Source organism: Nocardia sp. NPDC004573 (assembly GCF_053602135.1).
Genome location: NZ_JBSGDA010000002.1, coordinates 190,618 through 204,379, shown reverse-complemented (window position 1 = coordinate 204,379; position 13,762 = coordinate 190,618). Strand labels below are relative to the sequence as shown.

Genomic DNA, 13,762 nt, shown 5'->3' with positions numbered 1-13,762 from the left:
GACTGCCAGTCCGATGGCGATTCCGGCAGCATGGTCGATCACCGAACTGCTGCACTCGAACGCGGTGGCCACCGGCCATCGGGTCTTCCGGTCGTCGACGACGCCGGTCATCCGACCGCTGTCGTGGCCTGGTCCGATCTGGCCGCGGTCGCCGAACCCGCACGCGCTACCACCACGGTCGGACGCGCCGCCCGCGCGCTACCCACCGGTGCGATCGCCCGGGAAGACGAGCTGCTCAGCGATGTCGCGTCTCGGGGGGTGCTGCGGCCCAACTTGGACGCCGTCGCCGTCATCGACGCCGACGGCAGGCTCACGGGGTTGATCACCTCCAGCGATCTGGTCCTCGCCTGTGATCGCTCGGTCCTCGGCCTGCCGCTGCGAATCGGTGAGCACCGGCCTCTTGCGTCGGCCCTCTACGAAAGAAGAACGCCATGACATCCGCACCGGTCATCCGGGACGAACCGCAGCCGATCTTCCGCGACCGTCGGGAGGCCGGTCACGTGCTGGCCGGGCTGCTCGAGCACTATCGAGGCGATCCGGACGTGATCGTGCTCGGCCTCGCCCGCGGCGGTGTGCCCGTCGCCTGGGAAGTCGCCGCCGCACTCAGCGCACCGCTGGACACACTCATCGTGCGTAAACTCGGCGCTCCGGGGAATCCGGAGTTCGCACTCGGCGCACTGGCCACCGGCGGCCGGATGGTGGTGAACGACGACGTGGTCCGGGGGCTGGGTCTCACGGCCGAACAGGTGCGCGGCATCGCCCGTGCCGAGGCACGTGAATTGGCCCGTCGCGAGGCTGCCTATCGGGGCGGCCGGCCACCTCTGGATGTCGCGGGCCGCACCGTGATTCTCGTCGACGACGGACTGGCCACCGGCGCGAGCATGTCCGCCGCCGTCGACGCGATCGGCATGGGCGAGCCGAAGCGGATCGTCGTCGCTGTTCCGTCGGCTCCGGAATCCACCTGCCGCGAATTCGGAGCCTTGGTCGACGAAATGGTGTGCGCGACCATGCCGTCACCGTTCCTCGCGGTGGGCAACTCGTTCTGGAATTTCACCCAGGTGACCGACGAAGAGGTCCGGGAACTGCTTGCGGCTCCGACGGTCGGTGCGCGAATCGCAATGACCGATCCTGTCGAAGTCCTCCGTGAGATGGCGATCGAGGCGCCCGACGGCATTCCCCCTGAGCATGCTCTCGAAGATCTGATCGGCGATGCCCGGTTCGTGCTGATCGGCGAGAGCTCGCACGGTACATACGAGTTCTACGCGGCACGCGCCGCCATCACCCGTTGGCTCATCACGGAGAAGGGTTTCGCCGGCGTGGCCGCCGAAGCGGATTGGCCCGACGCGCATCGGGTAGACCGATACGTGCGCGGTGTGGGCACCGATGAATCGGCCACCGACGCTTTGAGCAGCTTCGAACGGTTTCCGTCCTGGCTGTGGCGCAACACCGTGGTCCGCGAGTTCATCTCCTGGCTGCGCCTGCACAACGACGAGCAGCGCCGCGCGGGTGGCGCGCTCGCCGGGTTCTACGGCCTGGATCTGTACAGCATGCACCGCTCGATGCGACAGGTGATCACGTATCTGGAGACGGCGGACCCCGCCGCGGCGGAGCGAGCCAGGCGGCGCTACAGCTGTTTCGACCGCACCTCCGAGAATGACGGCCAAGCCTACGGTTTCGCTGCGGCGTTCGGCGCCGGTGAGTCCTGCCAAGCCGATGTCGTGCGCCAGCTCGTCGATATGCAACGCAGCGCCGCCGAACATATCGAGGTACGCGACGGCGAGGCCTATTTCGACGCGTTGCGCAACGCCTGGACGGTACGCAATGCCGAGGCATACTATCGCGCCATGTTCGGCGACCGGGTGTCGTCGTGGAACCTGCGCGACGAGCACATGGCCGACACCCTCGATGCTCTCGCCGATCACCTCGGACGTCCCGACGCTCCGGCCCGCATCGTCGTGTGGGCGCACAACTCCCACATCGGCGACGCACGCGCGACCGAATTGGCCTCCGAGGGGCAGCTCTCGCTCGGGCAGCTCGTGCGCGAACGCCACACCAGCGCCTGCCGCACCATCGGATTCACCACCTGTCGTGGCATGGTGACGGCGGCAAGCAGGTGGGACGGTCCCGCCGAGCTCAAACTCGTGCGGCCGCCCCTTCCGAGCAGTGCGGAAGAACTGCTGCACGACACGGGAATCGCCGCATTCATGATTCGCACCGACTTGCCTGGTGGCGCCGGGGAGATCCTGCGTCATCCGCGCCTCGAGCGCGCCATCGGCGTCATCTACCAGCCCCGCACCGAACGTCAGAGCCACTATTTCCATACCCGGCTCGCCGACCGGTACGACGCCGTCATCCACATCGATAACACCACGCCTCTGGCGCCGCTGGACCCCGGCCGCCACTGGATCTCCGGCGCGACGCCGGAAACCTACCCCACGGGGCTGTAGGGAACGGTCGCCGATCCCCGAGTTGGCGACCGTGTACGTGACACATGATCGCGGCGAACCGGCGTGGCCGAGCCGGTGGTCGGGCCCAGCCGGGAATGTCCATCAGTCCGGACCCGCAATGGCTTCCTGGACGGGCGGGGACGGCCCGACCGAGGTCGGCCGTCTCACGCCGCAGGGGGCGTCAACACCGTATCGATCAAGTACACGGTGGCGTTCTCGGTCTGGAGTCCGCCGCAGATCACCTTGGCATCAGCCACTTCGAGATTGTCACCGCTGCCTGTCACAGTGACCGTGGAACCTTCGACGGTCTGATGGTCCCCCGCGATCTCTCCCGGCCCCAGCCTTCCTGGCACCACGTGATACGTCAGGAGCTTGGTGAGCGCGGCCGAATCGGTCTTCAGCGTTTCGATCGTCGCGGGATCGACCTTGGCGAAGGCCGCGTCGACCGGTGCGAACACGGTGGATTGTCCGCCGTCGAGGGTACCGACCAGGTTCACCTGCGGATTGAGCTGACCGGATACCGCGGCGACGAGCTGGGTGAGCAGCGGGTTGTTCGACGCGGCGACCGACACGGGTTCGGTCGCCATGCCGGTCACCGAGCCCGGCCCAGTCGGCACCTGCTCGGCGTATGCCGCGCAGCCGGGGCCGACGGGAGCCGCCGCAGGTGTTCCCGTGGCCGTCGTCGTCTTGACGGCCGGACTGGTGGTCGAGGTAGCGGAGGGTGTGTCGTTGTCATCCGCGCAGGCCGACGCGCCCAGGACGGCGGCGGTGACGGCCGTAGCCAGCAGAAGTGATCGTTTCGCGTTTCGCATCTTGGGTTGCTTCCTTCAGGTTGACCTCAGCGGTCGTAGTTGTCATCACGCGCGAATACCGCACCGCTGCGGTAGGCCGCAACAGCCACCGCCGCGTTAACGCGCGCTGTGCGGGAGGCCCGCACGAGCGGATGCTCACTCCAGGAAGTCTTGCACCGAACGCACTCGAATGCATCGTTTATGCGTCGATTAGTGCTGAAAATTCGCTGTGAGTTAGCGCGGGCACGTTCGAATCACCCGCCCAGCCCCGCTGCCGACCGGATCGCCGGCTTCCACCATGGGATGCGTGCGCTTCGACCAGCTCGGGTCATCGGCATTGCGGCCCTTTCGGCCTGCGAGACCATGACCAACGACAGCAGCCGATCGACTCCCGACTTCTTACGCTACGAACGACAGCTGATTTCCGAATTCCGGAGGCAGGACATGGACATGCCATACCGTGAGAACCCGCATCTGCTGGCGTCGGCGCCAGTGGTCGTCGGCGCAGACGGTTCCGAGGGCAGTGAACTGGCCGTCCGCTGGGCCGCCGAGACAGCGGCACGGCGTGGCCGCACTTTGCTCATCGCGCACGGGCTCGACATCGCAGGGCTGCGCTCCATGACGGGCAGCCACATGGCCATACCTCCATCGATCATCGAAGCCATACGAACGCGCGGCGCGGGAATCGCCGCCAGCGCACGTCGGCTGGCCGGCGAGGTCGCGCCGGGCCTGGAAATCGAAATCGAAGTCTCCGAGGCGAGCGCGTCCAGGCTGCTGATCCACCGCTCGCAATCCGCGCATCTCGTCGCGGTCGGCGCCACCGGCAACGCCGGCGTCTTCGCTCATCTCGGCTCCACGCTGCTCGCGGTCACCAGTCACGGCCGCGGCTCCATCGTCGTGGTCCGCGACACCGGCGCGGAAGCGCGTATCGAACAGCAAGGCCCGGTGGTGGTCGGCGTCGACGGCAGCCCGGTCGGCGAGGCCGCTATCGCCGCCGCCTTCACCGAAGCATCAGAGCGCGGTGCCGAGTTGGTGGCTGCCCATTCTTGGAGTGACTTGCACTTCGAGGAATTCGCGGGCGAGGCCGACACCGGTTTCATGGGTTCCGGCCTGGAAACCGCCGAAGACGCGATTCTCGCTGAACGTCTGGCCGGGTGGCAGGAGAAATATCCCGATGTCCGCGTGACCCGTAAAGTGTACTCGACCGGAGCGACTCAACGCCTCGAATATTGGTCCAAGACCGCGCAGTTGATTGTGGTCGGCAGCCGCGGCCGCGGTGGTTTCACCGGCCTGTTGCTCGGCTCGACCAGCAATTTTCTCGTCCAGCACGCGCATTGCCCCGTCCTGGTCGCGCACACGGCGTGAACGCCACGCCAGCGGCCGCCATCCCAGAGCCGCTCGCTCGTGCGGTCAACCGTCCCGATCTAGACCGAATACCTTGTAGTGGATGCCCGAGAACGCCGGTGCAGTACTGGGTCACGTTCGCTGTCTCGTGTCCGCAGTCGCGTGTGTTGCGGGCGCTGTAGGCTCCCCGCCCTCGCGGCGATGCGAACTCTTTCATGGTGACGTCCGAGCAGCCGACGCGGCCACGGATTCGCTTGCAGTCGCCGAAGGTGTCGATCCCTACCGAAAATGACGGATCCGCATACCAAAGGGCAGCGACATGGCTGAGCGGCACGAATTCGCACGAGTTCGCGTCCGCTGCGGTAGTGGTCGGCGCCGACGGCAGCGAAGTCGGCGAAAGCGGCGATAACCGCCGCTTTCGCCGAAGCGGCGGCACGCGGTGTCGACCTCGTTACCGTCCACGCTTGCGGCGATCTCACCGCCGGTGGGTTCGCCGGAACACAATACCTCGACATCCCACTGGAGAACCTGGAGATCGGTGAGCGGGCGCTGTTGGCCGAGCCATGCGGGCGGGGCGGATTGATCGTCGTACATACGAAGTGAGCGTGTCCGCTGCCGCAGGCCATCGCGGCGACGGGTTTGTGCTGTACTGGCGCGCGCTTCGTCATCTGCGGCCTGCCACTGTCGGCACAGTAGGCCTAGGCCTCACCGAGGCGGTCGTGGCATCGGCATTGGTCAGGGTAGTGGACAGATCCCAGATATCCATGAGTGTGCTCAGCGGCGTTCTCGTCGCCACTGCGGTACTGCTGGACATCAGAGATCAGTCACCGTGACCTCCTGCTGCGAGCGATGGTGAAGCAACGAGCAAGCTATCCGGCAAACCTTGGTTCAGCTTCACTCGCTTCGGGTCGTCCGCACCCGGCGCCCGGCGGGCAAATCGCTGATTCGGCTCTGATATGGGGATTTCGACGCCACGGCTGGGACACGATGCGGCCGGTCGCGCTTCACACCGGGCGGTCGTGCAGCTCGGCCATCGTCGCCTCGACTCGATCGAGCTCGCGCTCGACGACGCTGCGGTGGGCCGAGGGCAACCAGAACAGCACGCGGTCGACTCCCGCTTGCTCGTAGGCTTCGAGAACCTGGAGGTCATCGGCGGGTGCGCCCATTACAACGATGTAGATCGGGCGGTCGGCCCGCGTCCGCAACTCGGCGATCCGCTCGATGATCCCAGGGCCGTGATTGGGCATCCATGCGTCGCCGTACTCGAGCACGCGATCCAGCACCGTCGGGCCATTGCCGCCGACGAGGATCGGCGGGTGCGGCCGCTGGATCGGCTTGGGATCACTCCAGATCCGGTCGAACGAGATGTACTCGCCGTGGAACGAGGCCTCGTGCTGCGTCCAGATCGCCTGCATGGCCCGGACGTACTCGCCCATGCGCCGCATGCGGGTCCGCGGATCGGTGCCGTGATTCGCCATCTCCTCGCGGTTCCAGCCTGCGCCGATGCCGAAGTCGAACCGCCCACCGGACAGCTGGTCGAGCGACGCGACCTCCTTGGCGGTAATGATCGGGTCACGCTGGGCCACGAGCGCGATACCGGTCCCGACCCGCAGCGCTTTCGTGGCGCCCAACGCGTAGGCGCTCGCCACGAAGGGGTCGTAAGTGTGCGCGTATTTTCGCGGCAGCGGCGGCGCGCCTTTCTCGCCGTTCCATGGCGTGTCCCGCGCCGCCGGGATGTGCGTATGCTCGGCCCACATCAGCCACCGATGGCCGCGCTCCTCGACGGTTCGAGCGAGCTCCGCAGGCCCGATGCCGTCGTGGGTCGGGAAGTAGGCTACGCCAGCATCCATTTGCTCGAAGTTACCCGCCGCGCTCGAGACCGCCAAGGCGACTTGCCGCGGCCGTGATGCCCAGCTTCACTACCGATCACCCGGGAATGACGTACTGCACCTGAACCGAATCGGGCGAGTGGAAGATTTCCTTTGTGGTGACGGACAACTCGACGTGGCCGGGGCCGGAGGGGATGGTGGCGGAGTTGTACCAGGAGCCGACCAGCTTGATCGTAGTGTTCCCCCGCGCGCCGGTGTCGATGTTGTGCCAGGAGACGTAGGCGGTGGTCGCGCAGGTGCCGATGCCCTCGAAGGCGCTGGTGAGGTGAAGTCCCTGGGAGGAGTCCTGGTCCACGTTCCCGCGAACCGTGCCGTAGCACAGGCCCGCTTCCGTTGCCGTGGTGTAGAGGACCGGGAGGTTCACAGCCTCAGCCGAGGCGGTACCGGCAAACACGAACGCCGGGGCGCAGGCCACTACGGCGGCAGCGGCGGTCGTGGCCAATTTGGTAACTGAGCGCATGAACTTCCCCTCTGAGTCTGCACACTGAACGGCATGCCCGGATGCGCGGCGGCCGGGCCCTCGCCACCGGACGTTCGCGAACACCGGCCCGGCTGCACGTCTTATCGGCTATCCCCCGGGGGCGTTACGCCGAGGCCACGTCTATGACTGCTGCCTGCCCGGCGGCAGGTGGGGAGTGAAGTCATCCAGTCGGGCGAGCGCACCACATCACGGCGTGCCGACTCGCTTGCACTGGCAGTCGCGGAGGAAGCGGGAGACGCGAGCCGGGAGATCCTGGACAAGCCCGAGCGCGAACGATGCATCGATGACGAGTTCACGGGCCTCGGTCGGGTCCAGGGCCGCGAGGTCGGACTCGATCCAGTTGAAGCGCATGTCCGATGCCGATGGCATCTGAAACTTGTGCGGCTCGCTCGCGATGAGCGCCGCTCGCTCCTCCCTGGGGAACGCGAAGCCCATCACGGTCTCGTCGAGGGAGAACGACACGTAGACAATCTGCTTGACGCGGAACTTCAGCCTGCCACGTACATAGACCTCGTACGGGCGTTCCAACTCGGTCCCCAGTGGTGGTTACGAACAACGCGGTACTTTGCTCGGTCCGACTCGGGGGTGAGAAGTATGACCGATGACACACTCACCCCGGTCATTCCTCCTTCGCTTAGACCACGGCCCGCAGCGGGGCTCGACACGATGCCCGGCGCGCACGGGCTGCCTCTGGGAATGTCGAGCAACCGCCGCAGCGCACAGCGGCGCACAGCATTCGTCCCGTCGATGCCAACGGCCATGTCGTCGACAAGACCGTCCTCACTGCGCCGGACTGGCGCCCTGGTGACCAGTTGTCGTGGCGATCGCGGCTGGGTTGATCGTGATCACCCGCCCCGGCTACGGCCGCCGCGGCGTCACCAAATACGGGCACTTGCCCCTGCCGGCGGCGATCCGTCGCGGCGCGGGTATCCGAGTCCACGACCGGGTCCTGCTGGCCGCCGACCCCCAGCACGCTCTGCTGGTGGTGTACCCGGCGCATGTGCTCGACGAAATCCTCGCGCGCCGCTTCGCCGAGGGAGCAAGCGCATGAACGCGCGCCGCGGCCGACATCGCCACCGTCCAGATGATGATGGAACGTTTCGGGCTTACCGTCGCCGACCTGTCAGCACAGACCGGGCCGGCTTCGGTCGCGCCCCGGTCCTCAACCCGGTGCCGCAGTCGGCGGCCAGGCGGCGAGCCATGGCGCACCACAGCCCCACTGGAGCCGAAGCCCGTTGTCCGCCGGGCACGGTTGCGACAACGAGTTCCCGAAGCGCAGCCGAGGTAGATTCCCGAGCGAATGTGGGACGAACTGTTCGACGAGATGGGATGCGACCGGGATCGAGCGCTGCCGCTGTTCTACGTTTCCAGCAAAGCCCGAGCCAGTGAACTGCTTGGCCTGCTGCTCGACGACATCGACTGCGGTGGACAGCGAATCTGGGTGATCAAGGCGCTGGGCGCCGACTGCACGGCGTGCACGTCGTGGGCTGCGGCGATGGAGCTTCCGGCGCGCGCAACCGCGAGGAAGTGCTCGACCTGCCTGAACTCCATTGCGCGGTCCCAGGGTTCGGCCCACGGCAACTCACCCGACGCTGTGCGGGCTGCCCGGGACCGGGCAGCCCGCACAAACGGTCAGGCCGGGGCGGCGGCCATCGCGGTAGTAGTCCGCGCGACGGCCGGGTCGCGCAGGGTGCGCAACAGCAGCCAGCTGAGCACGGGCATCACAACCAGCGGGATCAACGCGACCTGCAGGGAGGTGGCATCGGCGAGTCGGCCGAGCACCGGGCCGGCCAAGCCGCCGATGGAGACGGTGAGCCCGAGGGTGACGCCACTGGCGGTGCCGACCCGCGAGGACAGATAGTCCTGGCCCAGGGTCACCTGCAGCGAGAAAGGCACATACAACCCGACCGAGGTCAACGCCAGGAACAGGAACACACCCGGGCCCGGCACCCACACCACCCCGGCGATCGCCACCGCGGTCAGCACATACGACCACCGCGACACCGTCACCCGATCCCAGCGCTTCGCCAGATACCCGCCCGGCACCGCCCCGACCACGCCGCCGAGGTAGAGCACGAACAACGCCACCGTGCCCGCGGCCGAGCTCCCGCCCATACGCTCGGCGATGTAGAGGGAGATGAAGGTGCTCAACCCGACGAACGCGATCGAACGGAACACCACCGCCAGCGACATCCGCACGAACGAGGCGACATCGTCGTGCCCGGTCGGCGTGAACTCTTCGACCCCGGCCACCTGGCGCTGCTGCAGGGCCCGCAGCACCGGCACCGTCACCGCCACCCCCGCCAGCGCCGGCGTCAACAGCCACGGCGTGCAGCTCAATCCGCCGACCGCGACCGTGCCCGCGACCAGCAGCGGCGCCAGCGCGAACCCGATACTGCCGCCCGTAGCGAAATACGCCATCGCGGTGTGGCTACCGCCGCTCGCGGCGCGCGCGACCCGGGCGGCTTCCGGGTGGTAGGCCGCTACCCCGATCCCCGAGATCGCGGCGAACACCAGGGCGAATGCATAGGAGCCCGACAGTCCGGTAACCGCGATCCCGGCACCCCCGACCACGGTGGCAACCGGCAGCAGCCACGGCATCGACCACTTATCGGTCAACGCACCGAACAACGGCTGCACCACCGAGGACAGCAACGACGCCGCCAGCACGATCCCCGAAGCCGCGGCATAGGTGTAGGCGCGCTCGGCGACGAAGAACGGCACGAGCGCGGCGACCGCGCCCTGGTAGACATCGACAGAGGCATGACCGCTGGACAACAGAAAAATAGAAGTGTTTCGTCGCACGGACTCCATGCTCACCAGCCGAGCGCTGTCGCGCTTCCGATAAACTGACAGCCTGTAATGGAAATCCGCCATCAACCCGTCGCGCCGACTCGCGCCCAACTCCTCGCCCCCGGCGAGGAGATCGATGCCCACCGCCACGACGACCACCAGATCATCTACGCAGGCCACGGCGTTCTCTCGATCACTACCAGCGCCGGAACCTGGGTCGCACCCAGCACACACGCCATCTGGGTCCCCGCCGGCACCGTCCACGCCCACCGCGCCTACGGCGAACTGCACCTGCACATGCTCGGCCTGCCCACCACCGACACCCCCCTCGGCCTGACCTCCCCCACCGTGCTGAGAGTCGAACCGCTACTGCGGGAACTGATCATCGCCTACACCCGCGACACCGGCGACAGCCCCGAACGCACCCGGCTGCGCGCGGTCCTGCTCGACCAGCTGCGCGCCTCACCCCAACAACCCCTGCACCTGCCCACCCCCACCACACCACTGCTGCGTGCGGTGTGCGGCATGCTGCTCGACAACCCCGGCGACACCCGCACCCTGACCGAACTCGGCCGCGACGTCGGCGCCAGCGACCGCACCCTGTCCCGACTGTTCCGCACCGACCTCGGCCTGACCTTCCCCCAATGGCGCACCCAACTACGCCTACACCACGCACTGATCCTGCTCGCCGACAAAACTCCCGTCACGACCGTCGCCCACCGCTGCGGCTGGGCCTCGGCCAGCGCCTTCATCGACACCTTCCGCAAAACATTCGGCCACACCCCCGGCGCTCACCCTCACCCTTGACCCTGTCGCCCCCGGAAGCACCACCTGGTCGGGCGTGTACGAGATCTTGTCTGAGTTGATCTCGTGGTCTGGCAAGGTGGCATGGCGAAATGCCTTGCTGCCCAGGAAGGACCGCAACGTTGGCGCACGAAACCAACGACCCGCGCACGCCGGATGTGGATGCTCTGGCCGAGCAGCTGCTGGATCGAGCCGATGCCGATTCCGCGCAGCTACTGGGACCGGACGGGCTGCTGAGGCAGCTGACCCAGAGAGTGCTCAACCGGGCACTGGACGCGGAATTGACCGAGCATCTGGGGGTATGAGAACGGCGATTCGGCCCACCGCGGTTCGGCAACAACCGCAACGGCTGGACGTCCCAGACGGTGCTGACCGATATTGGTGCGGTGCCGGTGAGTCTCGACGCGGCCGCCGCCCGCCGATTGCGGTTGCCTGGGCGCGTCGGCTCCGGCCCACGCGCCGAATCCGGCCAGCTGTCCGGCGAGCACCGCCTCGTCTCCCGGGTCGAGCGTCTTGAGCGCGGCCTGCACCGCCACGTCGTCGCCGAACAGCGCAGCCAGTTCGGGCGCGTACGAGATGCATCCGACCGACCGCAACAGCGCCGTCTCGAAGACGGTGCGGCGCAGGATGGGATCACTGCCGGTCAGGTCCTGCGCGAACCTGGTCGCCACCGCGCACGCGCGCAAACCCTTCTCGAAGGTCATGCCCGCGGCCAGATCCGTGGTGAGCGACAGCGCCGCGAGCACCTCCGCGACCCGCAGCGGCGGTTCCTCGATGCGCGGCGGCCGTTCCGCGGATTCGAATCCCATACGTTCCTCCTGATTGCTCGTCGGCTCGATGATCTCGATCCCCGCACGCCTTCGTCATCGGCCGAACGACCTACCGAACCTCCCGACCATCTCGCACTCGATGGCGGGCATCCAGGTGCCATCGGCCCCACCTCCCGATTCCGTAGGCTGTTCGGCCGATGCGGGGACGAGCCCGAGTGCTGATAGTCGGAATCGCAAACATTCAGCAGGAGGACATGATTCATGACCGACACCACCGCATCCACCAAGCCGGGGACACCGGAGAGCGCATTGACATCCAGGTTGTACGCCCTGTTGGCCGAGGGCCGCGTCGATGCCCTCGTCGCCGCGTTCAGCCCTTCCATCGTCTGGACCGTGCCGCCCGGCCTGCCCTACGGGGGAATCTCTGTGGGGCACTCCGGTGTGGCCGACATCTTCACCCGAATGACCGTGGTCTGGGACCAATTGCGGGTACTGCCGGACGAAGTCGTCGGCGTCGCCGACCGAGTGTTCGCGACGGGCCACTACACCGCGGTCTCGCGCACCACCGGCCGGGCGATGCGCGCCAGGTTCACCCACCACTGGTGCTTCGCCGACGGTGCGCCGATCTCGTTCGAGACGGTCGCCGACACCGGCGCCATGGTCGCGGCCCTGTCGTGACACTCCGGCGGCCCCCGTCGTGCCGGGGGCCGCCCACAATCCCGCGAACGCGCTGCGCTCAGGTGCCGAAACGCCGTCGGGAAGCTTCGATTTCACCCAGGTAGCGCTGGGTCCACTCGCACATTCCGCCGATGGTCACACGCAGGGCCTGCCCCGAGTCGGTCAGGGTGTACTCCACGCGCGGGGGCACCGTCGGATGCACACAGCGTTTGACCAGACCATTGCGTTCGAGCATGCGCAGATTCTGGGTGAGCATCTTGTGGCTGATGCCCTCGACCGCGATGCGCAGCTCGCTGAAATCACAACCGCCGCCGATCTTCGTCACCGCATCGAGCGTACGACGATCGAGGTCGGTGATGACCACCGTCGCGCCCTCGTCGGTGAATTCCTGGGCAATGCCCCAGACCGACGTCGGAGGCTCCTCTGGTAATGAGGGCGACCTTCCCTTCGAGCGCGAGAGCCGTGGTGTCTCCTGAGATTTCGAGATAGCGGCAGGTTCACGCGGCTGCGCGTGGAGCGGCCGGAAGGTGGTGAAAGCGACCGAGGCCGTAAAGTGTGGCCACGCAGATGGATTCTGGTTTTGGTTCCAGACGAATTCGAGCGTCACGGACTGCCTAGAGCAGTGAGCGATCCAGACGAAAAGTGACGTCACTCGGGCGGCTGGGGCGCCTCATTCTGACGAAGACGCCGGACGATCAGGTTCTGTTGTCCGGGATCAAACAGCTGTGCCGGTTTCCGGATTGCCGGTTTCATGGACGAAAGCCCGGCCACTGATGACTCGCCGCCCGGATAACGTCGCTATTGGCGGCTCAGCGCAGTCCGGCCAGGAGCCGACGCCAGGGGCTCAGAGTCGTTTCGGGCGGTCACGGCCATAGCTCTTTCGGTATCGTGTCGCCTTCGTCGAAGAATGTTGCCTCAGGATGTTTGTCGTAGAGGATCGCGAGGTCACGTCCCCACAGCAGGCCGAGATCGCGGTCGATCGCCCAGTCCAAGACCGCCCATAATTGCGCCTGCATCCAGCGTTTGTCGGTCGTGGAGAGCTCGCTGACATCGCCCTCGGGTTTCGGTGGTATCAGGGAGGCCAAGCGTCGGGTTTCGGCGGCGTCGAGCCAGCCGTGGATACCCTCTCCACTGGCACCTTCGATCAAGTAAGCTGCGCCGTAGTCCAGTCGTTCGAGCAGTTTGTCGAGTTCAGTGGCAGGTGTGGGCTCTCGACGCGGGTACTCACTGAAGACCCGCGAGACATACGACCCCCAGCTGCCGAGCCACGCGTAGGCGCGCAGCGACTCACGGGTGATGATCCACTCCACAAGGTCGACGAAATCAACGTAATCCCATACCGACCCGTCATAATCCGATCCGTCGCCAACCGGCTTGAACCCCTTGGCGAGCGTCCCGTTCACGACGTGGAAGTCACGTCCGAGATCGCAGACAGAGAACGAGTCGTCGACATGGGTCATCACCGTAGCCAGTCCCTCGAAATCACCCGGGGTCTCCGCGCTGAGCGCCACGAGGGAGTGAGCTCGCCAGCGACGAATGCCATCCGCGACGATTGGGTGGTCAGGCCCCGACCTCAGGGCCGGGATGACAGCCGTCCGGAACTTCTCTTCGTCGAACGCGCATACCACGCCCCATGTGCCCACGCGTGACCTCCTCTGATCCGATCGGGGGCTGAGCATGACAGTCGCGGGTCGGTCGATCAATATCGGAATATCGCCAGGATTGGTCAGGAGAGCAAACTAGGCGGAGTAGACGACGATCCCGG

General features: G+C 66.7%; 13 protein-coding genes and 1 pseudogene. 7 read left to right on the top strand and 7 right to left on the bottom strand.

Going from position 1 to position 13,762, the window contains the following annotated elements; genetic code table 11:
- Positions 1–30 precede the first annotated feature (30 nt).
- Together ACWEKR_RS04335 and ACWEKR_RS04330 are read left to right on the top strand one after the other, a co-directional pair.
- Positions 31–435, top strand: a complete 405-nt coding sequence (locus ACWEKR_RS04335; RefSeq protein ID WP_452353440.1) for a CBS domain-containing protein — start codon at positions 31–33, stop codon at positions 433–435.
- Positions 432–2,447, top strand: coding sequence for an erythromycin esterase family protein (locus ACWEKR_RS04330; RefSeq protein WP_452353245.1), 2,016 nt, complete (start codon positions 432–434; stop codon positions 2,445–2,447). Before ACWEKR_RS04335 ends, ACWEKR_RS04330 begins: the two co-directional genes overlap by 4 nt.
- A 164-nt stretch (positions 2,448–2,611) precedes the next feature.
- Here the strand turns inward: ACWEKR_RS04330 and ACWEKR_RS04325 are convergent, their stop codons facing one another.
- The gene (locus ACWEKR_RS04325) at positions 2,612–3,259 is read right to left on the bottom strand and encodes a fasciclin domain-containing protein (RefSeq protein WP_452353244.1); all 648 of its coding nucleotides are present in this window, start codon (positions 3,257–3,259) and stop codon (positions 2,612–2,614) included.
- A 150-nt stretch (positions 3,260–3,409) separates the two neighbouring features.
- Between ACWEKR_RS04325 and ACWEKR_RS04320 the strand changes: the two genes are divergently transcribed.
- Positions 3,410–4,603 carry a universal stress protein gene (locus tag ACWEKR_RS04320; protein ID WP_452353243.1) on the top strand — a complete coding sequence of 398 codons (1,194 nt, stop codon included), beginning with the start codon at positions 3,410–3,412 and terminating at the stop codon, positions 4,601–4,603.
- A gap of 983 nt (positions 4,604–5,586) precedes the next feature.
- On the opposite strand, the gene ACWEKR_RS04315 is transcribed toward ACWEKR_RS04320, so the two are convergent.
- From ACWEKR_RS04315 to ACWEKR_RS04305, 3 genes are all read right to left on the bottom strand, one after another.
- Entirely contained in the window at positions 5,587–6,432 is an 846-nt protein-coding gene (locus ACWEKR_RS04315) for an LLM class F420-dependent oxidoreductase (protein WP_452353242.1), read from the bottom strand.
- A 76-nt stretch (positions 6,433–6,508) separates the two neighbouring features.
- A complete protein-coding gene (locus ACWEKR_RS04310; RefSeq protein WP_452353241.1) occupies positions 6,509–6,835 on the bottom strand; it encodes a hypothetical protein in 327 nt (108 codons plus the stop codon).
- A gap of 303 nt (positions 6,836–7,138) precedes the next feature.
- Positions 7,139–7,480 carry an MmcQ/YjbR family DNA-binding protein gene (locus tag ACWEKR_RS04305; RefSeq protein WP_452353240.1) on the bottom strand — a complete coding sequence of 114 codons (342 nt, stop codon included), beginning with the start codon at positions 7,478–7,480 and terminating at the stop codon, positions 7,139–7,141.
- Between the two features lie 289 nt (positions 7,481–7,769).
- Here ACWEKR_RS04305 and ACWEKR_RS04300 point away from each other — a divergent pair, with 289 nt between their 5' ends.
- Positions 7,770–8,003 (top strand): hypothetical protein, encoded by a 234-nt coding sequence (locus tag ACWEKR_RS04300; RefSeq protein WP_452353239.1) that lies wholly within the window; start codon positions 7,770–7,772, stop codon positions 8,001–8,003.
- 581 nt (positions 8,004–8,584) lie between these two features.
- Here ACWEKR_RS04300 and ACWEKR_RS04295 read toward each other — a convergent pair.
- Positions 8,585–9,757, bottom strand: a complete 1,173-nt coding sequence (locus tag ACWEKR_RS04295) for an MFS transporter (protein WP_452353238.1) — start codon at positions 9,755–9,757, stop codon at positions 8,585–8,587.
- 57 nt (positions 9,758–9,814) lie between these two features.
- Here ACWEKR_RS04295 and ACWEKR_RS04290 point away from each other — a divergent pair, with 57 nt between their 5' ends.
- The 3 genes and pseudogenes from ACWEKR_RS04290 to ACWEKR_RS04280 all read left to right on the top strand — a co-directional run bounded on the left by ACWEKR_RS04290 (position 9,815) and on the right by ACWEKR_RS04280 (position 11,997).
- On the top strand, positions 9,815–10,552 hold the full coding sequence (locus ACWEKR_RS04290) for an AraC family transcriptional regulator (RefSeq protein ID WP_452353237.1): 738 nt from the start codon (positions 9,815–9,817) through the stop codon (positions 10,550–10,552).
- An 89-nt stretch (positions 10,553–10,641) separates the two neighbouring features.
- Positions 10,642–10,947 (top strand): annotated as a pseudogene (locus tag ACWEKR_RS04285) (transposase); the annotation flags it as partial.
- A gap of 633 nt (positions 10,948–11,580) precedes the next feature.
- On the top strand, positions 11,581–11,997 hold the full coding sequence (locus ACWEKR_RS04280) for a nuclear transport factor 2 family protein (RefSeq protein WP_452353236.1): 417 nt from the start codon (positions 11,581–11,583) through the stop codon (positions 11,995–11,997).
- A gap of 58 nt (positions 11,998–12,055) precedes the next feature.
- Here ACWEKR_RS04280 and ACWEKR_RS04275 read toward each other — a convergent pair whose 3' ends face one another.
- Both ACWEKR_RS04275 and ACWEKR_RS04270 read right to left on the bottom strand, forming a co-directional pair.
- Complete coding sequence (locus tag ACWEKR_RS04275; RefSeq protein WP_452353235.1) at positions 12,056–12,604, bottom strand: winged helix-turn-helix transcriptional regulator; 549 nt, start codon at positions 12,602–12,604, stop codon at positions 12,056–12,058.
- A gap of 256 nt (positions 12,605–12,860) precedes the next feature.
- Entirely contained in the window at positions 12,861–13,640 is a 780-nt protein-coding gene (locus ACWEKR_RS04270) for a hypothetical protein (protein WP_452353234.1), read from the bottom strand.
- Positions 13,641–13,762: the final 122 nt, after the last annotated feature.